Genomic DNA, 21,768 nt, shown 5'->3' on the forward strand with positions numbered 1-21,768 from the left:
ACTGCAGCAAAGAGTTGCACGACCACTGCCGCGAACTGGGACACGTCCCCCTGATCGACCATAATCCGCGTGGCGGCGAGAAGGAACACTTCGAGCCTGCCGATGAGGTTCGCTACCGTGAGCGCACCGTGGCCGAACGGACCAATGCGCGCCTCAAGGACGAGTTTGGTGGCCGCAACATCATGGTCAAAGGACATGCCAAAGTCATGAGCCATTTGATGTTCGGGCTGCTCGCCCTCGGCGCCGACCAGTTGATGCGACTTCGACGATGACCATACCGCTCAACTTTCTCTCGATTCCGCTCCGAATGTTTCAGGTACGGCATCCCCACGCCTTAAAAATGAGATTAGCCATGATTCCGCCGCCGTAAACGATCAGATTTCCTCCGATATCACGAAAAAGCGATGAAAAATCGTGCTCTCCTGATGTCGGCCAGTTCGGAAAAATCGTTTTGCAATTGGCTCAAGATTGTCGCGGTCGATTCGTGTGATGTTCATTGGCGGCGGTATCGCCCTGAGCATGCAGATGGCCAATGCGCAGAACGCAGGCGACATGCAAAAAGTGGAAATTACCGGTTCGAGCATCAAGCGCGCCGAAGCGGAAACCATTTCGGTTGTGCAGACGCTCAGCCGCAAGGATATCGAGCAAACCGGCAAAACCTCGATTGCCGAAGTCGTGCGCAGTATTTCTGCCGACAACAACGGTAGTATCAGCGGTTCGTTTACCAACGGCTTCGCCGGCAGCGCATCGGGCGTGTCCCTGCGCGGCCTGAGCGTGAGTTCGACCCTGGTGCTGATCAACGGCCGCCGCACCGCGCCGTACGGCTTCGGCGACGATGGCCAGCGCAGCTTCGTCGACTTGAATTCGATCCCGCTCGACGCGGTCGATCGCATCGACATCCTGAAAGACGGCGCCTCGGCCATTTATGGTTCCGACGCGATCGCCGGTGTGGTCAACGTGATCCTGCGCCAGAACTATGTTGGTAAAACCATTTCCGCCAGCACCGGTATCTCCGGTGAGCGCGACGGCAACGTGAACAGCATTTCCGGCGCGGTCGGCTTCGGTGACCTGCAGGCCGACAAATACAACGTCTTCGTGACGGTCGACGCCAAACAACAAAAACGCATCGACCAGAACAGCCGCGAAAAATGGCTGGGCCAGGCTGATGCGCGTCCATGGGGCGGCCGCGACCAGCGCAACGGCCACACCAGCGCCGGTAACGCAGGCGGCAGCAGCTTCCTCGGCACCTTGCGTCCGGTAAACGCCGCCGGCGCGCCGAACGGCAACGTCACCAATCTGCCAGGCAGCTGCGATGCGATCAATCTCGATCCGGCCGGCGGCACCTTGCACGACAACTCGCGTGGCGGTTGCTTGTGGGATCCGGTCGATTACGCGACCATCTAGCCAGAAACCAAGAACCTGAACGTGTTTGCCCGCGGCACCCTGGCGCTCGGTGAAACCACCCGCGCCTACGCCGAAGTCGGCGTGTTCAAGTCGGAAGCGAAAACCTACACCACCCCGTCCGGCTTGACCGGCGCCGGCTTCGATCTGGTCAACGCCCGCGTCAACAACACGGGTTCCGGCCCCGACCAGTTGCTCATGCCAGCCAACCACCCGGACAACATCCTCGGTGTGGCGGCACGTCCGCGCTGGGTCGACGCATCGCGTCCACGCGCATCCGACATGGAATCGACGGTTACCCGCATCCTCGCTGGCGTGAAGGGCAACTTCGCCGACTGGGATTACGACACCGGCGTGCTGTATGCGGAAAGCAAGACCGACAAGACCCAAAACGGGTACTACCGCACCAGCGCGCTGCGCACGGCCTTGAACAACGGCACCTTCCGCATCGGCAAGGGCGTCATCAACAACGCCGACGTGCTGGCGCTGGTCTCGCCAACCCTGTTCAACTCGGGTATCACGAAAAGCACCTCGTTCGACTTCAAGGCATCGCGCGAGCTGATGGAATTGCCTGGTGGTAAGATGGGCATCGCCGTCGGCGCCGAGTACCGCAAGGAAAAAACCGACAGCCAGGCAACGCCTTTTACCGATACCAACGATATCGCCGGCCTGGGTTATTCGGCATCGAAGGGCTCGCGCAATGTCAGCGCGCTGTACACCGAGCTGGCCGTGCCGATCCTGAAGACGGTAGAACTGCAGTTCGCACTGCGTTCCGATGATTACTCCGATTATGGCCGTTCGACGACGCCGAAAGTCGGCTTCAAGTTCACCCCGAACTCGACCCTGGCATTCCGCGGTACTTATGCGGAAGGCTTCCGTGCTCCTAGCGCCGCCGAAAACGGCGACAGCGCAGTGGCGGCCTTCACCAGCATTGCCAACGATCCGATCCGTTGCCCGGTCACCAAGCTGGCAGCGGACTGCTCGGCCCAATCGGTTGGCGCCATCACCATCGGCAACAAGAACATCAAGCCGGAAGAATCGAAGAGCTACAGCCTGGGCATGGTGATCGAGCCGATCAAGAACGTGAACCTGTCGCTGGACTTGTGGCAGATCGTCCGTACCGGCGAAATCAACGGTTCCGATCCTGGCGCCGTGGTGGACAATCCAGCCGGCTATCCTGACGCACAAATCGTGCGCGGCGAAGCGACCACCAACTTCCCGAACCTGCCAGGCCAGATCCTGATGGTCAAGGCGCCGTACCTGAACGCTGGCGAAACCAAGACCTCGGGCGTCGACCTCGACCTGCGCGGCCGCATCAACATGGGCACCAACGGCAAGCTGACCTCCGGCGTGACGGTCACCTACATGAAGGAATTTACCCGTACCAATGCCGACGGCACGGTACTGGAATTCGCCGGCACCCACGGCGACGTCAACCTGTCCGGCAACGGCGGCACCCCGAAAACCAAGGTCCGCTTCACCCTCGGTTGGGAAAATGGTCCGTTCCAGTTGACCGGCAATGTCAACTACGTCAGCAGCATCAGCAACACCAACCAGGTTGGCGGCGAGTGCCTGGATGTGGATGAAAATGATGTCGCGCTGCTGAACTGCCGTATCGCCTCGTTCACCACGCTCGACACCTTCGGCAAATGGGCGTTCTCGAAAAACTTCGAGATCACCGCATCGGTCAGCAACCTGCTGAACAAGAAAGCACCGCTGGACGTGCAGACCTACGGCCGTATCAACTACAACCCGTCGCTGCACCAGACGGGCGCGGTTGGCCGTTACTTCACCCTGGCAGGACGTTACACGTTCTAATTGCTGGTTAGCAGGACCGCAGCCGGAGCGGCTGCCGTCCACCCTGCGGGGTGGGGCGGCGGCCGCTCCGGCTGTTTTTTTTCGTCGGCACGATGCGTATGACAGGGAGCGTCATGTTTAGTGTGAAAACTGTCTTGAAACAGGGGCAGGACTTTGTTCCGATCGAGGACTGGCAAGGCAAAGTCGCTGATTCCGGCTATGTAGCGGGGGCATTGATACTGACCCTGGACGGGACCATCATCCTTGACGCGTCGGTCTGGGACGATATCAACTGGCTATGGCCCTTGATCGTCAACGGCCTGCCGGACCTGCTCGATGGCAAGGATACCGCAACAGGTTTTCCCGATCAGCCGATCACCTTCAGCGTCACGCACGTGGACCGGGAATGGCTACGCCTGCATGTGTTTTGCGGCGGGCACGACTACGCCAGGAAAAAGATCAGGAAGCGCGCGTATCTGGGCGAAATGACCCGCGCGGCGATCGATTTTTTCACCAGGTTCGACGCCATCGCCCCACGGGACTATGCAGCCGCCCACTATGTGCCAATACTGAACGACATTGCGGACAGGCTCCAACGCGGCAGTGTTCGCTGATCCATGCGGCGCATCGATGATTCAACTTCCCTCGTAAAGAAAACCAGCATGACCGCTCCACCTGCGTGATCCGCAACTACCTCGATCCGTCGCACACAGCACCGCTGCTGATCGTGCATGACGGCCGCGTGCGCGAGGCCGCGCCTGCGCTGGTGAGCCTGGCGCGGGGCAAGCTCAAGGCTGCCGAGGGCGAGGCCGCCGAGACGGTGCGCTGGGGCCTGCTGGGTAGCGACGGGACGTTTCACCCTGCGCCGGCGGAGGCTGCGGAGCCGCTCACGGATGAGCAAAGTCACATCGTACGGCCCGAGATCGGCACCTCGCTGGTCCCTTTCCTGACCCATGATGGCAGCGTGGTGCTGCTGGACCGGCATGCGCGCGTGGCCTACCACCTTGGCCGGGAACAGGCGCACGGCGCACAAAACGTGTTGCTGCGCGACGCTGCGGGGGAGGTGCTCTGGCGCGGCGCGCCGTGCCCGAACGTGTACGCGATCGGCAAATTTTTCAGCGCCGATCCGACAGGGTTCCTGGAAGGCATGGAGGACGTCGACGGGATCAAGGACGCGGTCGAGGCGATGCTGGCGCGCACCGAACGTGCGCTGCATGCGTTGGCTGCGGAAGAGCTGCCCGAGGACGAGGCGCATGCAACGGCCGATGACGACGAAGATGACGACGATGAGGACGACGAGGACGAAGTTGATGAGGAGACAGCGGCAACGGCCCGCGTACGCACGTCGATACGGATCTGCCGGGACGATATCGACGAGCTTACCTGGGGCAGATACCCGTTCCTGTCCGACGAGCGCGCAACGCTTGGCGCACGCATGGAACGGGCCCTGGCAACCAGGCTGACCGAACTCTTTGGCGAACCTGATCCCAACCCCGATGACGCCGGCGAGCCGGTAAGCGCTATACTCCGACAAGTTTTCTGCGGCCTCGACGCGAGCCGGGCCACATTCTCGGCCCCATTGCCTCAACAATCCCCGACCTCAATTCGACTGGAGGAAATCATGACTATCCAACAATCCGATACTGCGATCTACAATGGGGAATCCTTCGCCTTGGCAGGTTTCAGTGGTAGCGGACTATTTAGCCCGGCCGAATTTGGCATTGTGCCCAAGGCCCTCTCTAGCGATTGCGGGCGGGGGTTCGTCTGCGAATATCTCATTGAAAACTCGCAGCTGCTCCTTTCTTCAGTAAATCTCTGGCTCGATACGGAGGACGTTTCGAGCGGCCCCGTTCGGCTTTTTGGGCGAAGTCTCGAACGGTACGAAGAACACCTCTTTACTTTCGACAGGGGCGGGCTCGACCCCAGGAAGCTGGTGCCCATCATTCGGGAGTCCTCTGACTTCCGTGTCGCTGGCTTGCGTGAGCCAGTGCTGTTTTCGGGCGCACTCTTACTTGCGAACGCGCTTATTCATGAGATGGACGTGTGCAGAGGATTTAGACCCGCATCGTCGTTTGGCGTAGTGCACGAGCTTATCGTCGAAAGTGGCACCGTCGTTGGCGCATTCGACCGCTCGATCGAGATCGCGCGGATCAGGGAGCGGCGCCGTGCCGGCGCGGGATCGATGGCGCCGCGAGCGGGGGAGGCTCCCGAATGGACCGATAGCACCTTCGGTTTCCCATACCGAGACTTCTAGCCCGTAGATACGGTGAAGGGCCATCCGGCCTTGCCCAATCGCTTGCGCTTGTGGTCAGAAAATTTCCAGTTTGAAATGGAGGAATCTGAAAGCGCCTCTGTCATGCTGTGTTTCTTCTGGGTAAAACGATAGGAGCGCCGCATGGCTGTCTGGCAGTTTGGATTGATCGTGATGCCGGTTGCTGGCATTGTCAGAATACACGGGCGGATGATCGACGTGCTGCCAGGAGATGGCGATAATGCGCCTGAGACATCGTTCGATCAGATCGAGCTTGCTCCGAACTATTGGGAAGGTATCGACAACACGCAGCTAACGATGCTGGCGAACAGCCTGCTGCCGCGCGCACCGTCGTGGAGCGACGCGGCGACGATGTATGGCGACGAGAAAACCGACCATATCCAGATATGGGACGACAGCGTGCATGTCCGGCTCGATTGCCGCAACGTCAATGCGGCGCTGCTCGCTGCCGTTGTTGCCGCAGCCCGCGACGCGCACTGCTGCATCGTCCTGTGCGAGGGCGGGCGCATTCTGTCCCCGCTGCTGGAATGCGTGACCGATGCGCTGCAGGCATCGGCGGCATCGCGCTTCGTCCGGAATCCGAGACAATTCCTGGCATCCGCCGACCGGCTTGTGCCGCGAGGATAGCCGGGCGGACTGCGCTTTTTATCGCCGCCCGACCCTCACGGCTCGCGCAGCCCGCGCCGCAGCTGGATCGCCTCGGCAACATGCTCGGCCAGGATCACCGGCGCATCGGCCAGGTCGGCGATGGTGCGCGCCACCTTCAGCACGCGGTGATACACGCGCGCCGACCAGTTCAGGTGCAGCATGGCCTGGCGCAGCACCGCCTCGCCGGCCTTGTCGGGCCGGCAGTGCCTTTCCACTTCCGCTGTGATCAAGCCCTGGTTCTGCTTGCCCTGGCGCGCCAGCTGGCGCTGGTGGGCCAGCGCCACGCGCGCGCTAATGACGCTGCTCGGTTCACCGTCGGCGTCGGCCAGCAGGGTATCGGGCTGCAGCGCCGCCACTTCGATCTGGATATCGATGCGGTCGAGCAGCGGTCCCGAGATGCGTCCCTGGTAGCGCAGCACCGCGTCGCTGGTGCAATCGCACTTGCCCGACGGATGGCCCAGAAAGCCGCAAGGGCAGGGGTTCATCGCCGCGATCAATTGAAAGCGCGCCGGGAAATCCGACTGGCGCGCCGCGCGCGAGATCGTCACCCGGCCCGACTCCATCGGCTGGCGCAGCACTTCCAGCACGCGCCGGTCGAATTCGGGCAATTCGTCGAGGAACAGCACACCGCAATGGGCGAGCGAAATTTCGCCGGGACGCGGCACCGCGCCGCCGCCCACCAGGGCCACGCCGGACGTGGTGTGATGCGGGCTGCGAAACGGCCGCACCTTCCAGTTGTTTGCCGAAAAACCGCCGGTGAGCGACTGCACCGCCGCCGATTCGAGCGCTTCCTGGTCGCTCATGCCCGGCAGCAGGCCGGGAAAGCGCGATGCCAGCATGGTCTTGCCGGCGCCGGGCGGCCCCACCATCAGCACGCTGTGCGCGCCCGCCGCCGCCACTTCCAGCGCGCGCTTGCTCGTATGCTGGCCTTTGACGTCGCAAAAATCCGGATAGTCGGGCAGGCGCGCGAGCGCTAGCGGCTGGTGGCGGGAGAGGCGGCAGGCGTCGTCGCTGGCGGCAAAGTGGGCGCACACCTGGAGCAGGGTGGCGGCCGGATAGATGACGGCGTCGGCCACCAGCGCCGCTTCGTCGGCATTCGCTTGCGGCAGGATGAAGCCGCGATGCGCACCGGCTTCGCGCTGCATGGCGAAGGTGATCGCCAGCGCTCCGCGGATCGGGCGCAGCTCGCCCGACAGCGACAGCTCGCCGGCGAACTCGTAGCGTTCCAGTCCGCGCGAGGGAATCTGGCCCGAGGCGGCCAGGATGCCGATCGCAATCGGCAAGTCGAAGCGGCCGGACTCCTTGGGCAGGTCGGCCGGGGCCAGGTTGACGGTGATGCGGCGCGCCGGGATTTGAAAGCCGGCGTTTTGCAGCGCGGCCTGCACCCGGTCTTTCGATTCGCGCACTTCGGCGTCCGGCAAGCCGACGATGGTGAATTTCGGCAAGCCGTTGGCCAGATGCACTTCGACGCTGACGGCGCGCGCTTCCATGCCGGCCAGGGCGCGGCTGCGTAACACGGCGAGGCTCATGGGAATTCCTGATGAGTGCTTGGAATTGCCGATGGTGCCGCTTGCCCGCTCTTGCCTGCTTGATGCGAGCCAAAGGTGTGCGCGAGGATTGCCCGCAATGCGGCCGGTGAGCACCAGGGCGCGTCAAATCACCGCTGGCGGCGCTCAAGAGTAATCAATGGCGCAAAGCAATGGCGACTACAATAGCCGACGGTTCAGCATCACCGGGCACGATACACTACGACGTTGGCCCATTGGACATGACATTGTGGAGAGCGCGCAAACAGATGTTTTTTACTTTGATGGCAGACGAGCGAGCCGGTGCCGCCCGCTGCGCTTACCTTGTGCTCAAGCGCCACGCCAGCTGTGCCGCCGTCGGCCGCCGGCCTTGCGCTTATCCGCGGGTGCCGGCGCATAGGGTGGTGCGCCATGACACATGAGCGCATCGTCTTCCCCATGCCGGCCTCGTGCGAGGTGGTGTTCGACGTCTTTCACTATCATCAGTGGCGGGCGCGCTGGGACAGCCTGGTGTCGCACACCGAGGTCGACGGCGGCGCGCCATGCCCGTCCGTCGGCGCGGTCAGTGCCAGCACCGGCGGCGGCCCGCTGCGCGCGCTGTCGATGCGCACCGAGTTCATCAGTTACCAGCGTCCGCGCCTGGCAGCGGCGCGCATGGTCGGCACGTCCTTTCCTTTTTCCAAGTGGGCGGCCTCGATGAAACACGAGAGCGCCCCCGGCGGCGGCTCGCTGCTGATCTACACCTACAACATCGAAGCCGGTCCGCGCGTGCTGCGCTGGCTGATCGAACCGGTGGTGCATCTTGTGTTCCGCCGCCAGACGGTCAAGCGGTTCGCGCGCATGCATGCTTTTCTGTGCGCGCACGCTGGCGAGGTGGAAGCGTGGCAGCGCGGCTATCACGCCAATGGCGGTACCGATGCACGCTAGGGATGGCGGGGCAGGTTCCCGCTGTTCCAGCGCGTGACAGTCTCCAGCGCCGGCCGGGCCCGGATGGGTAGTGCTATTTTGATAAAATTGACAGATAATCGATGGCGCGGTGCCGACAGTGCGGCGCATAACCCGGACAGGACATTGATGACCAAGCCATACCGACACCAGCCGGCCCGTTGTCTGGCGACCTTGCTGCTCGCCATATTGACAATCCCGATCCAGGCCGTCCACGCGCAGGAGAATGCCGCCGCGCTGATCGCCCGCATCGAAGCGCCGCCGTCGGCCGGCGCCGGCGAGCTCGATGCGCTGACCATGCCGGCGTTGATGGCGCGTCTTCAGGTCCCAGGGGTCAGCATCGCCGTCGTGAAGGACTTCAAACTCCACTGGGCCAAGGCCTACGGGGTCGCCGATGCGCAAACCGGGCGCCTGCTCGATACCGAGAGCCGTTTCCAGGCCGCATCGATCAGCAAGCCGGTGACTGCGCTGGCGACCATGCGCCTGGCCCGGCAACACCGGCTGAACCTCGATGCCGATATCAATACCATGATCACCTCATGGCAGGTTCCCCGATCGGCATTGACGCGCCATCAGGCGGTGACGCCACGTTCCTTATTGAGCCATACCTCGGGGGCCGACGATGGCTTCGGGTTCCCCGGTACGAGCCGGGCGCGCCATTGCCGACCTTGGTCCGGATTCTCGACGGCCAGCCACCGTCGAATGTCGGCAAGGTGGTGTTTGCGCGGGCGCCGTTCGAGGCTTTCAAATATTCGGGCGGCGGCCTGGTCATCATGCAGATGGCATTGACGCAGCTGTCCGGGCGCCCGTTTGCGCCCTTCATGACCTCGTCCGTACTGGCGCCGTTGCAAATGTCGAACAGCTCTTTCGAGCAGCCGCCCGCGCCGGGCCACGGCGCCCACGCCGCGCTGGCGCACGATCGGCACGGTCAACGCATGGGCGCACCCTGGCACATCTACCCTGAGCAGGCCGCCGCCGGCTTGTGGACCACCCCGAGCGACCTGGCGAAGTTCATCATTGAAATCCAAACCGCACTACGCGGTCCGAAGGGCAAGATACTGGACCCGCGCACCGCCAAAGACATGCTCGCGCCCGCAGGCGTTGGCCCCTTCGCAGTTGGCCTGCCGGTCGACCGGCGCGGGGAGGGCTGGTATTTTTCGCACAGTGGCGACAATTGGGCTTATCGCGCCTGGATGATCGGCCATATGCGCAAAGGCTATGGGCTGGTCATCATGAGCAACGGCGATAACGGCATGGCGCTGATCAAGCAGATTGCCGACCGGGTCGAAAAGGCGTATGACTGGGATTCGCTCGACAAACCGCTTGCCCGGTAAGCCTGGCGCCGCCCCGTCGGCGCTGCCGGACAAGTGCGGCATGGGCGCAGTCAGTCCGCTGGCATGTATTTATATTGCGTTGAATAAATGTTATTATCCTTTTCTTAACGATGCGCACACCGCCCGTCGCCGTTCCGCAAAAGGCTCCTGCATGACCATTCCCGCTCCCGAAACACTTTCTCCGGCCGATAAACAGCAGTTGCTTTTAAAAGCATTTCCAGCCCGTGCCAGGAAGGTCAACCATAGCGGCGTGCGCGGCAAGTACTTCTGGAAAGCAGTCTCGAGCCTGTTTGGCGCGGCTTTAGCCGCCTTCGTCATCTGCTTCTGGCTGCCTGACATCGTCAGAGACGCACGGCTCGTATGGTTCGATTCGGTCGTCGTCGAGTCGGAGGCTGATGTGTCCGGCTCCTGCAAAATCTACAAAATGGTGTTGATCAATTGCGATGCAAAAATATCCTACCGACCCGACCCGGCACGCGAGGCCGTTTTAACGGTGGCGCAACATACCTCGTTCTTCGGTTTCAGCCACGGCACCAAGGTGGATGTCTTGCGCAGCACCACGCATCCCGAGCGCATCACCACCTCGATCGCAACCGAGCATCTGGGTAACCGGATCATTTCCTTCCTGCTGCTGGCGGGACTGCTTGTCTTGTTGGAGTACGTCGCCTGCAGCGAGGCCTGGAACGCGTTCCGCCATGGCCGCCTGCAAGGACGGGAAGTCGTGCTGCGGCCGGTACTGGCCCGTGTCTACGAATGCGATGAGGATCGCAACGTCAAATTTTCGGCCGATATCGATGGCGTCGAGCGGCATAGCGTGAATGTGCTGCGCTACGGCGACGCTCCCTTGTTCCTGCCGTGGAGCCAGAACGTGGCCATCGCCCTGCTGGCCAGCGGGACCCGCTACATGATCCTGCTCGATGAGGAGATGACAGTGGCCGACTTTACCGATAGCGAGAAAGCGCTGTTGAAGACGCTGTTGAGCTGAATCGAGGTACTTGCAAAAAAGAGGCCCGGCGCACCGGACCTCCTTTCCTTCTTACTTCTTGTCATCCTTGCGGGTGATGACAAGGCTAGCCACGCAGCTTGCCGCAATCAGCACCGCCACCACTGCCAGCGAGGCTTGTACCGGCACGTGATACCACGGCATGATCAGCATTTTCGCGCCGATAAAGGTCAGCACCATGGCCAGCCCATACTTGAGCAAGTGGAAGCGGTCGGCCACGTCCACCAGCAGGAAGTACAGCGCCCGCAAGCCCAAAATAGCAAACATGTTCGACGTGAACACGATGAAGGGATCGGTCGTAATGGCGAAAATCGCCGGAATCGAGTCGACCGCAAACACCAGGTCCGTCACTTCGATCAACAGCAGCACCAGGAACAGCGGCGTCACATAACGCAATCCATCTTTGCTGATGAAAAACCGCTCGCCGTGATCGTCTGCGGCCACACGCAAGTGCCGGCGCGCAAAGCGCAGGATCGGGTTGTTCGCCACATCCGGTTCCTCGTCGACCGCCACCAGCATGCGCAGGCCGGTAAAAAGCAGGAACGCACCGAACAGGTACAGCACCCAGCTGAACTCGCTGACCACCCACGCACCCGCGCAGATCATCACGGCGCGCATGACAATCGCACCGAGCACGCCGTAGATCAGCACGCGCCGCTGATACTGCTGGGGTACCTGGAAGGCGGTGAAGATCAGCAGGAACACAAACACGTTATCGACCGACAGCGCTTTCTCGATCAGGTAACCCGAGAAAAACTCAAGCGCTTTCTGGTCCGCGATCTCCGCGCCCACCGTGCCCTTCAGGTACCACCACAGGCCGCCGTTGAACAACAAGGCCAGGCTGACCCACACCAGCGACCAGGCGCCGGCCTCCTTGACGCTGACCTTGTGCGCCTTGTTGCCCCCAAATACGAACAGGTCGAGGGCCAGCATGAGCAGCACGAAGCCGACAAACCCTGCCCACATGGGGGCGCTTGCAATCGTTTCTAAACCGTTCATTGGATGCTCTCCATCGTCCTTAGTCGCTTAGCCTGCCGCGTCGTTACCACGGTCCGGCGTGGCCGGCCCGGCCATCGTGGCCCGACAGGTTCACTATATGTCGCACAAAAGCATCGTACAACTCGAATATAGCGTCATGAAAGATCGAATGATTCGATGTATTGCGAGCTAATATGTGGTCAAGGCGGTCAGCCAGGTCCGGGGCCGGAAGCAAGCTAAATCGGCGCCCGCCGACTTAGGGCATACAATGCATCCATACACCCGCCGCGCGGCAACGCGACCGGCGGCATTCGCACATGCTTTCAGAGAACAGGAATATCGATGGATTTTGACGTAGCGGCATGGGAAAAAGAAATCGGCCGGCCAGTACCGGCCCTGATGGCCAAATTTTTCACTTGGCTGGCACCCTATGAATACGGCGACCTCGGCTATTTCGAACTGGCCCCGGAAAACCTGGCCGGCGGCGATGCCTGGGAAGGCATGGAGCGCTGGGGCGCGAACACCTGGGCCTTCCTCAGCCTGCCCGACGGTTCCTTGATCGGCCTGTGCGAAGCGGTCGAGCCGCCCGCCGTCGTGCTGATCGGTTCCGAAGGCGAACTGCGCACGCTGGCCGACTCGTTCGAAGCTTTTCTGCTGGCCATCGATGCGGGCGAAACCGAGACCGAGATCGATCTTCCCGACGACGAGCGCGAGGCAGAGCAAGTGGCGGCGCGCAAGGCATTCACCTCCTGGCTCAACAAAAGCAAGATCGCCGCGCCTGCCGTCAGCGGGCAATTCGATTTTTCCGCCTACGCCGCAGGCGATCCTCCCGAACGGCGCGCACCGCCAACCCAGCATGGTGCTGCACCCGCCGTGGCGCCGGGCTACCTGGATCATATCGAAGGCATGGGCGACCGTCTCAAGATGCTGAGCAGCCTGGTGGGCCGCACCGCCGCCGACCCGCAGCTGTGCGCGCTCGCCGAAGAGGTGTTCGGCAAGGCCCCGCCACAGTCCATCGGCAACGCCAAACGCGACGACAGTATCTGGCTGACGGCGAAAAAGGCCGACATCAGCTTTCTGTTCAGCCGCAAGGTGCTGAACCCGAACTACGCGCCGGTGCAGATCAGCGCCAAGGCAATCTGCCCCTTCCTCGACAGCGTGTATCTTGGCGACGCCTATAACGAGCCGGTCCTGTTCGGCGTGCATGGCGACGCGCTGTGGGCCGCCATTGCGCTCAAGCTGCCGCAGCACTACAAGGAAACCGTCGATGAAGATGGCGAGGTGGAAAAAGAATGTACCCTGGCCCTGGATGCCGCGCGTGACACCGAGCTCAAATTGTGGATGAACAATGGCCGCACCAATGCCTGCGTGCAGATCAGGCAAGGCCGCGAGCTGGCGTCGCCCGAGGCGGCCAGGCAACACAACAGCGGCGCCGGCCTGTTCGTGCAATGGGCGCTGGAAAACGGCTGGCTCGAGCGCAGCATGTTCCCCGGCCAGGATGAACTCCTCGACGCCATGCGCAGCAGGCAAGCGCGGCCGTCGCAACTGGTGCAGCTTGGCCTGGCACGCGGCCTGTGGGACACCCACCTGACGGATGAGCCCGGCCTGCGCCAGTTTGCCTCCATCTACTTCCATCACATGGATGGCATCTGGATCAATGCCGACCTGAAAGCCATGTTCGGCAAGCGCCAGGGACAGTACGGTCACGACGAGCCCGTGCTCGACGACGATCCGGTCGAGATCTACGACGCGCTGTTCGCGGTTTTCACGAAACAATTTGCAGCGTGGAAGCAAGCCAATCCGCAAGAACTGGCGTAGGTTTTTTCCTCAGGGGACGACGCGCCATGCAGCGCGTCCCCCCAGTGTTTATCCATATAGGATGTGTTGACAATTTTGTAATCGATTGTTATATTTTCGTCGAAATTACATTTGGACAACGTTAATCCGTCGGACACCGCGTGACCGTCACGGCTCTGGGCTGATCCATTCATCTCAATTGCCCTGCCGGAGTTCGCCATGCCCCCGTGATTCATCGTCCGAGCGTGCCGGCGCGCTGATTGCGGGCAAAAAAAAGCAGCCGGAGGGTGTCCGGCTGCACATGTCTGGTGCCGGTGTTCGAGGTCACCGGACTAACCTGTGGGACCTGCTGGGGCAGGTCACCAACAACGTCAGAATAATCCTCCCAGATGACGGCAGCATGACGCACAGCGAAATAGTGCGCCGTCAGTTGCCGCGCCCGCCGCTTACACCACCTCGATGGCGTCGAACCCCAGCACCACGGGCGGCGCGGCCAGCAGCGGCATGACCTGGACGATCGGTCCGTGCAAGGCGGCTTCGCTGTCGCTGGCAAGGCGGTCGGCCTCGGTCTCCCACAAGGTGATCGACATGCCTTTGCCGGTATCCGGATCGGTCAACAGATACGTTCCCTTGAATCCCTGCAGCTGTTGAAGAACCGGCATGACCGAACTGGTGTACAGCGCAACGACCTCGCCGATCTTTTCTGGCTTGGCTTGAACATGGGCGACTCGTGCAAACATGGTGTGCTCCCTGGGATGACAAGCGCCGGCTGGCCACGGTTGCGGCCAACCATACAGAGTGTATAGTTTGACTATACACGATGTATGGTCTCTTGGGTTTGCCGACGGTACCTTATGATGCCGGCGCATGAGACCGCATGCCGCGCGCCCGCCCGGGCGCCGCCATCGTATTGTTGGGAGTTTGCCATGTCATCGCCCCGTTCGCCCGGACAGCCACGTTTATCGCGCGAGACCTGGCTCGACTTCGGCTTGGCCGTCTTGCGCGAGGATGGGCCGCAGGCCTTGAAGGCCGATCCGCTGTGCAAGCGGATGGGCGTGAGCCGGGGCAGCTTTTACTGGCATTTCGACAGCGCCGCCAGCTTTGCGCTGGCGGTGCTGGAACGCTGGGAATCGGTCGCCACCGACCAGATCATCGGCAGCATCGCCCTGGCCGCGACCGATGCGCCGGCGCGCCTGCACCTGCTGCTGTCCAACGTGGGGCAGCTCGATGTGGGCCTGTATGACGCCATCAACACGCTCGGCGCGCAAGACCCGGGCGCGGCCCAGGTGTTGCGCCGGGTGCATGAACGGCGCGTCGCCTTCGTGGCGAGCCTGCTGGTGGAAGCCGGTTTTGAGGCGCCCGAGGCAGCCACGCGGGCGCAGCTGATCTACGCCTGGGCGATGGGCGAATTGCTGACGCGCGAGGCGGGCCGCAACGCCTTTTCCGCCGCCCAGATCGAGGCCGTCGAACGCCTGCTGATGCAGCGGTAAAGCCATGCGGGCGCGCAGCCCGCATGCGCTCAGACCTGCGGCTTGGCCGGGGTCAGCTGTTCTTCGAGCGCGGCCACGCGCAGTTCGAGTGCTTCGAGCTTGGCGCGGGTCTTGGCCAGTACCTGGGCCTGGATATCGAATTCCTCGCGTGTGACCAGGTCGAGCTTGGAAAAGCCCTGGGTCATCATGCTCTTGACGTTCTTCTCGATATCCTTGGCAGGCGAACTCTCGATGGCCTGGTTGATCTTGCCCTGCAAGTCGTTGAAAAAGCTGTTCATATCCATCGCAATCCTCGTGAAATCGGTAGCGCACCGCAGCGGTGCGGCAGGTGGGCCAGTTTGGTGCATGTATGCCGGCCGCGACCGGAATCGCGGAAATTTTACTGTTTATTAACAGCAAGTTGGGGACGCCAGGCGCAAATACAAGTTGCGTCCGGGCGTCAGCGGAGCTGGCACGACTTCTGCTAATGGGTAGATAAGCAGTGTGCATGCTCCAGGCTTCATTTTAAACCCCAACCGCCGTCTCTGTTAAAAAACCATAAGGGAACCGCCATGAACAAGCTGTGTACTCCGTTGTCTCTCGCCGCCGCGCTGACCCTGGCGCTGGCAACCCTGGGAGCCCCGCTGGCCCAGGCTGCCGACCAGCCCGTGCCCGACAATGCAGTGAGCTTCAACGCCGCCGTGACCAGCGATTACCGCTATCGCGGCCTGTCGCAAAGCCGCATGAAGCCGGCCGTGCAGGGCGGCGCCGACTACACCCACAACCCGAGCGGCGCGTATGCCGGCGTGTGGGCCTCGACCATCAAGTGGACCAGCGACCTGGGCGGCGACGGCGATGTCGAAATCGACCTGTACGGCGGCAAGAAAGGCGAGATCGCCAAGGGCATCAGCTACGACGTTGGCGGCCTGTACTACGGCTTCCCTTCCAACGGATTGCATCCGAACGCCAACACCTTCGAGCTGTACGGCCAGGTCGGCATGGGGCCGGCCTACATCAAATACGCGCATTCGACGACCAATCTGTTCGGCACCACCGACAGCAAGGGTAGCGGCTACCTGGACCTGGGCGTCAACCTCGAGCTGGCCACCGGCCTGGTGCTCAACCTGCACCTCGGCCGCCAGCGCGTGGCCCACAACGACGCCCTGAGCTATAACGACGCCAAGATCGGCCTGACCAAGGACTTCGGATTCGCATCGGTCGCGCTGGCCGTGATCAGCGCCAACACCGACCTGTATGTCAGCCCGGTCAACGGCAAGGACCTGGGCCGTTCGCGCGCCGTGCTGACCGTGTCCAAAACTTTTTAAGAGGCCAGCCATGAAAATGATCACCGCCATTATCAAACCCTTCAAGCTGGACGAAGTGCGCGAAGCGCTCTCGGCCATCAATGTGCAAGGGATTACCGTGACCGAGGTCAAGGGCTTCGGGCGCCAGAAAGGCCACACCGAGCTGTATCGGGGCGCCGAGTACGTGGTCGACTTCCTGCCCAAGACCAAGATCGAGGCGGCCGTCGACGACGCCATCGTCGAACAAGCCATCGAAGCCATCGAACGCGCCGCGCGCACGGGTAAGATTGGCGACGGCAAGATTTTTGTCTATAACCTGGAACAGGTCGTGCGTATCCGGACCGGCGAAACCGGCAACGAAGCACTTTAAGCTGAGGGGAATACTGATGAATAAAACGATAACAAAATGGCTGGCCGGACTGGCCGTGCTGTGCGCCATCGGCGGCGTATTGCCGGCCTCGGCCCAGGATGCGCCCAAGCCTGACACCACGGCGGCCGTGGTCACGCCGGTCGAAGCGCCGGCCACCGCCATTGTCACGCCGGCCGCCGTCAGCGCCGGCGTCGCCGCCCCCGCCGCCGCGCCAGCCCCGGTGCCGCACAAAGGCGACACCACCTGGATGTTCATCGCCACCGTGCTGGTGATCCTGATGACGATTCCCGGGCTGGCGCTGTTTTACGGCGGCCTGGTGCGCACCAAGAACATGCTGTCGGTGCTGATGCAGGTGTTCGTGGTGTTTGCCCTGATCATCGTGCTGTGGTGCATCTACGGCTATTCGGTCGCCTTCACGCCGGGCAACGCCGTCATCGGCGGCTTCGACCGGGCTTTGCTGAACGGCATCTGGGACCCGGCCAAGGGCGCCTTTGCCTACGCCGCCACCTTCAGCAAGGGCGTGGTCATTCCCGAGTTCATCTATGTCGCTTTCCAGGGCACGTTCGCCGCGATTACCTGCTGCCTGATCGTGGGCGCCTTTGCCGAACGCATCAAGTTTGCCGCCTTGCTCGCCTTCATGGTGCTGTGGTTCACCTTCGGCTACCTGCCGGTCGCCCACATGGTGTGGTTCTGGACCGGCCCGGACGCCATCACCGACGCCGCCACCCTGGCCAGCGAAACCGCCAAAGCCGGCTGGCTGTTTCAAAAAGGTGCGCTCGATTTCGCCGGCGGCACCGTGGTGCACATCAACGCGGCAGTGGCCGGCCTGATGGGCGCAATCCTGATCGGCAAGCGCGTCGGCTACGGCCGCGAAGCCATGGCGCCGCATTCGCTGACCATGACCATGATCGGCGCCTCGCTGTTGTGGGTGGGCTGGTTCGGCTTTAACGCCGGTTCGGCCCTGGAAGCGGGCGACATCGCCGCGCTGGCCTTCATCAACACCCTGCTGGCAACCGCCTGCGCCACCCTGTCGTGGGTGTTCGGCGAGTGGGTCACCAAGGGCAAGCCATCGATGCTGGGCGCCGCGTCCGGCGCGGTGGCCGGCCTGGTGGCGATCACCCCGGCGGCGGGCTTCGTCGGCCCGATGGGCGGTTTGGTCATTGGTTTGCTGGCGGGTATTGTCTGCCTGTGGGGAGTGAACGGCCTCAAGCGCCTGATCGGCGCCGACGACTCGCTCGACGTGTTCGGCGTACACGGCGTGGGCGGTATCCTCGGTGCGCTGCTGACCGGCGTGTTTGCGGCGCCATCGCTGGGCGGGCAGGGCATTTTCGACTACGTTGCCAACAAGGCATCGGCGGATTACGCGATCGGCGGCCAGGTGCTCACGCAGCTGACCGCGGTCGGCACCACCATCCTGTGGTCGGCGCTCGTGTCGTTCCTTGCCTATAAACTGGTGGACGTGGTGATTGGGCTGCGCGTGCCGGAAGAAGAGGAACGCGAAGGGCTCGACATCACCAGCCACGGCGAGTCGGCCTACCACAGCTGATCGTTTCCAGCATGGCCGGTCCTTCGCGGGCCGGTTTGCTGTCCTGCACAGTACCGGGCTCCCAAAGTTGAATATCGACTTTGGGAGCCCGCTGCATTTTGCCAGCGATATGTTGCACATGCCCTGCCTGAAGGGCATCGTTCCCGGTCCCCGGATGGAACCTATGCCGGCTTGGCGTTACTCACTGGAATGATATTCGATCGTTCCGCCAAGGCATCGCCTCGGTCCCTGCCATACTCTCTCGCTAAGGTAAACATATGCGTGCAGCCCCAGTGAATCATGCCGCCTCTGCCCAGGTGGTCAACCCGGTCCAAACGTCTCAGATCACTGACGCAGCCGCAACTCAGGCCGCACATCCCGACAATAGCGCCGCCGCCAGGCCATCATCGCCGCGAAGGCAAGTGTCCGCGCGCGACGCGAATATGTTTCGACGGTTGGTAAACGAATATCTTACAAAGGAGGGAAAGAGGGCAAAAACCGGGCACCCCAATCAACTGTTCATCTCGCCTCGCGAGATGGAGCGCTTAATTGCCGAAATTTCCATTCTAGTCCAATCATGTCATATCACTGACGCCGAGGTACCGGATGTGGACATGGAAAGTGTCTCGGATTCAACCGAGATCGATCACCACGTTGCTCAAATGTCCAGCCCAGTCCCATCGTCTCGGCTCACTGACGCCGAGGTACCGGATGTGGATATGGAAAGTGTCTCGGATTCAACCGAGATCGATCACCAAGTTGCTCAAATGTCCAGCCCAGTCCCATCGTCTCGGCTCACTGACGCCGTGGCACCGGATGTGCGCATCACAAGTCTTGCGCATCCAGAGGTCATTGATGCCTTCGTTGCTCAAATGAAGGCGGTGGAAGCTGATTGGGGCAAAAAATCCCCCGCCCAAAAGATAGAACATTTGCAAAACGTAATCAACGCCCAATTTGAAGCAGCCCGCGTTCCCGCCCCGAGCATCAGCCTGATGGATCTCGGCGGCGGGCGCAACGGCGAGTTCGACTCGAAGACCTGGAGTATGGGAATGACGGAGGAAACCCTGGGAAAAAGGTCAATGGCCGAGACCGCTGGAACGGTGTACCACGAATCGCGCCATGCACAGCAATTCTTCATGATCGCCAAATATATTGGCCAGGAAGGAATAGCGCCACCACATTCTGACCAAATTCCCAAGCCTATACTGAAACAGGCAAAGGAGGCTGTAGACAAGTGCGCCATGGGCACAGACGAGATCGCCGAAGCAAAGTCCTACCATACAAGCGTATATGGCGCAGATCGCGAGAAACGCAACGCCACGCTCAGAAAATTGGCGCACTATACCTTCCCCCGATTATGTCAGACAAGTGCTGACTTTTCGAAAGCGAGGCTGACCTACGAAGAGGCCGTTGCAACGCTTGAAACGTATAAAGGAGAACAGTCCCCGCAGTTCCACGACAGTAAAGAGTTAAGGGAAAAGGACCCGACGTATCTGGCCCATTTAGCGAATAAGAGAGCCGCGATAAAGGAATTCAATCGGACACTGGCTGTCAACAAGGCAGAAAAGGTGGGGTTCGACGCGGCGCAAAAGGCGTATCACGCCTTGCCGGAAGAGGCAGATGCCTTCGCTGTCGGTGACGCCGTCACCGCCAAGCTGGAAGTAGGCGAAAAAAGCACCTAAGCCCCGATGACGGCAAGCGGGAAGCGAGGGAGACCTGCCGTGCGCCGCTCGGGGGGGGGGGCGCAAGATCGTTTTTGCCTGGCAAGGCCATGGGACTTTAAAATACGGATTTCGCCCCGATGTGGTGTTCTCGCACGGTAATATAGCGAATTCTGCGTGCCTGGAGGGTCGGCCTCCCGCATCATTTAAGGAAGTAACCATGGTTCCCCACCTCGTCACGGCCCTGACCGGACCGCTGCTCGACCTCGAAAAGAAAATCCTGGCGGCCACGCCCGCCATTGAGCGCTGGTTCCGCATGGAGTGGCAGGAGCACACGCCGCCGTTCTATTGCTCGGTCGACTTGCGCAACGCCGGCTACAAGCTGGCCCCGGTCGATACCAACCTGTTCCCTGGTGGTTTCAACAATCTTGCCACTGAGATGCTGCCGCTGGCCGTGCAAGCCGCCATGGCCGCCATCGACAAATATTGCCCGGACGCCCGCAACCTGCTGCTGGTGCCGGAAGGGCACACGCGCAATCCGCATTACCTGCAGAACGTGGCGCGCCTGATGCAGATTTTCCGCCAGACCGGGCTGCATGTGCGGCTCGGTTCCTTGTCGCCCGAGATCACCCAGCCCACGCCGCTGGCGCTGCCTGACGGGAACATGCTGGTGGTCGAGCCGCTGGTGCGGTCCGCCAACGGGCGCCGCGTGGGCCTGAAGGATTTCGATCCATGCACCATTTTGCTCAATAACGACCTGTCGGCCGGCATCCCGTCGATCCTGGAAAATATCCACGAACAATCGCTGCTGCCGCCGCTGCACGCGGGCTGGGCGCTGCGGCGCAAGAGCAACCACCTGGCCGCCTACGACGAAGTGGCCAAGAAGTTCGGCAAGCTGATCGATGTCGATCCGTGGATGGTCAACCCTTTCCACAGCAAATGCGGCGCGATCAATTTCGACGAAGACCAGGGCGTGGAATGCCTGGCCGACAATGTGACCATGCTGCTGGCCAAGATCCGCAAGAAGTACAAGGAATACGGAATCAAGGAGCAAAAGCCGTTCGTGATCCTGAAACCCGATGCCGGCACCTACGGCATGGGTATCCTGACGATCAAGGATGCCAGCGAGGTGCGCGAACTGACCCGTGCGCAGCGCCAGAAGATGTCGGTCATCAAGGATGGCGTGGAAATCAGCGACGTCATCATCCAGGAAGGCGTGCCGACCTTCGAGAACATCAAGGATGCGGTGGCCGAGCCGGTGGTGTACATGATCGACCGCTATGTGGTGGGCGGCTTCTACCGGATTCACGCCGAGCGCGGCATCGACCAGAACCTGAACGCGCCGGGCTCGCAATACGTGCCGCTGGCGTTTGCCCAGCAGCACGCCGTGCCGGACCTGAAAGCCAAGCCGGGCACGGCGGCGCCGAACCGCTTCTATGTGTATGGCGTGGTTGCACGCCTGGGGCTGATTGCGGCCTCGCTCGAGATGGAACGGACCGATCCGAATCCTGAAGTGTATTGAGGCGCTGGCAGGCGGACGGGTTTGCACGGGTCCGCCGGCCCGTGCATCCGCTGTCGATATGGCCGATTTTCGTATGCAGGCAACGCTTCCTGCACCCTGTCCAGACGGCACGATGCATCCATACTGTTACCAATGTGCCATGTCAGCCTCATTCTGCTGTACCACACTGCTTGGCGGGCCGTCCACCTCTTCCACTCGCTCATCCGGCCCCATCCA

General features: G+C 61.8%; 20 protein-coding genes and 1 pseudogene. 17 read left to right on the top strand and 4 right to left on the bottom strand.

Translation table 11 applies throughout. The features are described 5' to 3' along the window. From F1735_RS00685 to F1735_RS00705, 6 genes and pseudogenes are all read left to right on the top strand, one after another. A pseudogene (locus F1735_RS00685) lies at positions 1 to 272 on the top strand (IS5/IS1182 family transposase); the annotation flags it as partial. A gap of 217 nt (positions 273 to 489) precedes the next feature. Beyond that, a complete protein-coding gene (locus F1735_RS36235; RefSeq protein ID WP_229505574.1) occupies positions 490 to 1,404 on the top strand; it encodes a TonB-dependent receptor plug domain-containing protein in 915 nt (304 codons plus the stop codon). 21 nt (positions 1,405 to 1,425) lie between these two features. Further along, entirely contained in the window at positions 1,426 to 3,219 is a 1,794-nt protein-coding gene (locus F1735_RS36240) for a TonB-dependent receptor domain-containing protein (RefSeq protein ID WP_373888445.1), read from the top strand. Positions 3,220 to 3,332: 113 nt separating this feature from the next. After that, positions 3,333 to 3,812 carry a hypothetical protein gene (locus F1735_RS00695; protein WP_167235131.1) on the top strand — a complete coding sequence of 160 codons (480 nt, stop codon included), beginning with the start codon at positions 3,333 to 3,335 and terminating at the stop codon, positions 3,810 to 3,812. A gap of 65 nt (positions 3,813 to 3,877) precedes the next feature. Beyond that, positions 3,878 to 5,452 carry a hypothetical protein gene (locus F1735_RS00700; RefSeq protein ID WP_167235132.1) on the top strand — a complete coding sequence of 525 codons (1,575 nt, stop codon included), beginning with the start codon at positions 3,878 to 3,880 and terminating at the stop codon, positions 5,450 to 5,452. Between the two features lie 141 nt (positions 5,453 to 5,593). Next, positions 5,594 to 6,097, top strand: a complete 504-nt coding sequence (locus tag F1735_RS00705) for a hypothetical protein (RefSeq protein ID WP_167235133.1) — start codon at positions 5,594 to 5,596, stop codon at positions 6,095 to 6,097. 35 nt (positions 6,098 to 6,132) lie between these two features. Here the strand turns inward: F1735_RS00705 and F1735_RS00710 are convergent, their stop codons facing one another. Beyond that, positions 6,133 to 7,647, bottom strand: a complete 1,515-nt coding sequence (locus tag F1735_RS00710) for a YifB family Mg chelatase-like AAA ATPase (RefSeq protein WP_167235134.1) — start codon at positions 7,645 to 7,647, stop codon at positions 6,133 to 6,135. Between the two features lie 408 nt (positions 7,648 to 8,055). On the opposite strand from F1735_RS00710, the gene F1735_RS00715 reads away from it, so the two are divergent. The 4 genes from F1735_RS00715 to F1735_RS00725 all read left to right on the top strand — a co-directional run bounded on the left by F1735_RS00715 (position 8,056) and on the right by F1735_RS00725 (position 10,908). After that, positions 8,056 to 8,571: an SRPBCC family protein gene (locus F1735_RS00715; RefSeq protein ID WP_167235135.1), complete on the top strand. Its 516-nt coding sequence runs from the start codon at positions 8,056 to 8,058 to the stop codon at positions 8,569 to 8,571. A gap of 147 nt (positions 8,572 to 8,718) precedes the next feature. Continuing rightward, positions 8,719 to 9,378, top strand: a complete 660-nt coding sequence (locus tag F1735_RS37340; protein WP_267876637.1) for a serine hydrolase domain-containing protein — start codon at positions 8,719 to 8,721, stop codon at positions 9,376 to 9,378. Further along, positions 9,306 to 9,923 carry a serine hydrolase domain-containing protein gene (locus F1735_RS37345; RefSeq protein WP_373888450.1) on the top strand — a complete coding sequence of 206 codons (618 nt, stop codon included), beginning with the start codon at positions 9,306 to 9,308 and terminating at the stop codon, positions 9,921 to 9,923. Before F1735_RS37340 ends, F1735_RS37345 begins: the two co-directional genes overlap by 73 nt. 151 nt (positions 9,924 to 10,074) lie before the next feature. Further along, positions 10,075 to 10,908 (top strand): hypothetical protein, encoded by an 834-nt coding sequence (locus F1735_RS00725; RefSeq protein ID WP_167235137.1) that lies wholly within the window; start codon positions 10,075 to 10,077, stop codon positions 10,906 to 10,908. A 51-nt stretch (positions 10,909 to 10,959) separates the two neighbouring features. Here F1735_RS00725 and F1735_RS00730 read toward each other — a convergent pair whose 3' ends face one another. After that, a complete protein-coding gene (locus F1735_RS00730; RefSeq protein ID WP_167235138.1) occupies positions 10,960 to 11,925 on the bottom strand; it encodes a TerC family protein in 966 nt (321 codons plus the stop codon). Between the two features lie 321 nt (positions 11,926 to 12,246). On the opposite strand from F1735_RS00730, the gene F1735_RS00735 reads away from it, so the two are divergent. Beyond that, entirely contained in the window at positions 12,247 to 13,722 is a 1,476-nt protein-coding gene (locus tag F1735_RS00735) for an SMI1/KNR4 family protein (RefSeq protein ID WP_167235139.1), read from the top strand. A 425-nt stretch (positions 13,723 to 14,147) separates the two neighbouring features. On the opposite strand, the gene F1735_RS00740 is transcribed toward F1735_RS00735, so the two are convergent. Next, positions 14,148 to 14,441, bottom strand: coding sequence for an antibiotic biosynthesis monooxygenase family protein (locus F1735_RS00740; RefSeq protein ID WP_167227974.1), 294 nt, complete (start codon positions 14,439 to 14,441; stop codon positions 14,148 to 14,150). Between the two features lie 186 nt (positions 14,442 to 14,627). Between F1735_RS00740 and F1735_RS00745 the strand changes: the two genes are divergently transcribed. Then, positions 14,628 to 15,191: a TetR/AcrR family transcriptional regulator gene (locus F1735_RS00745; protein WP_167235140.1), complete on the top strand. Its 564-nt coding sequence runs from the start codon at positions 14,628 to 14,630 to the stop codon at positions 15,189 to 15,191. 29 nt (positions 15,192 to 15,220) lie between these two features. Here the strand turns inward: F1735_RS00745 and F1735_RS00750 are convergent, their stop codons facing one another. Next, positions 15,221 to 15,475 carry an accessory factor UbiK family protein gene (locus F1735_RS00750; protein WP_167235141.1) on the bottom strand — a complete coding sequence of 85 codons (255 nt, stop codon included), beginning with the start codon at positions 15,473 to 15,475 and terminating at the stop codon, positions 15,221 to 15,223. A gap of 267 nt (positions 15,476 to 15,742) precedes the next feature. Here F1735_RS00750 and F1735_RS00755 point away from each other — a divergent pair, with 267 nt between their 5' ends. The 5 genes from F1735_RS00755 to gshA all read left to right on the top strand — a co-directional run bounded on the left by F1735_RS00755 (position 15,743) and on the right by gshA (position 21,552). Beyond that, positions 15,743 to 16,495 carry a TorF family putative porin gene (locus F1735_RS00755; protein WP_167235142.1) on the top strand — a complete coding sequence of 251 codons (753 nt, stop codon included), beginning with the start codon at positions 15,743 to 15,745 and terminating at the stop codon, positions 16,493 to 16,495. Positions 16,496 to 16,505: 10 nt separating this feature from the next. Further along, positions 16,506 to 16,844: a P-II family nitrogen regulator gene (locus tag F1735_RS00760; RefSeq protein ID WP_166893271.1), complete on the top strand. Its 339-nt coding sequence runs from the start codon at positions 16,506 to 16,508 to the stop codon at positions 16,842 to 16,844. A gap of 16 nt (positions 16,845 to 16,860) precedes the next feature. Beyond that, entirely contained in the window at positions 16,861 to 18,390 is a 1,530-nt protein-coding gene (locus F1735_RS00765) for an ammonium transporter (protein WP_167235143.1), read from the top strand. Between the two features lie 257 nt (positions 18,391 to 18,647). Beyond that, positions 18,648 to 20,051: a hypothetical protein gene (locus tag F1735_RS00770; RefSeq protein WP_167235144.1), complete on the top strand. Its 1,404-nt coding sequence runs from the start codon at positions 18,648 to 18,650 to the stop codon at positions 20,049 to 20,051. A gap of 199 nt (positions 20,052 to 20,250) precedes the next feature. Next, the gene (gene gshA / locus F1735_RS00775) at positions 20,251 to 21,552 is read left to right on the top strand and encodes a glutamate--cysteine ligase (protein ID WP_166882342.1); all 1,302 of its coding nucleotides are present in this window, start codon (positions 20,251 to 20,253) and stop codon (positions 21,550 to 21,552) included. Positions 21,553 to 21,768: the final 216 nt, after the last annotated feature.

It is taken from the genome of Massilia genomosp. 1, assembly GCF_011682185.1.
Taxonomy (GTDB): Bacteria; Pseudomonadota; Gammaproteobacteria; order Burkholderiales; family Burkholderiaceae_D; genus Telluria_A; species Telluria_A rubra.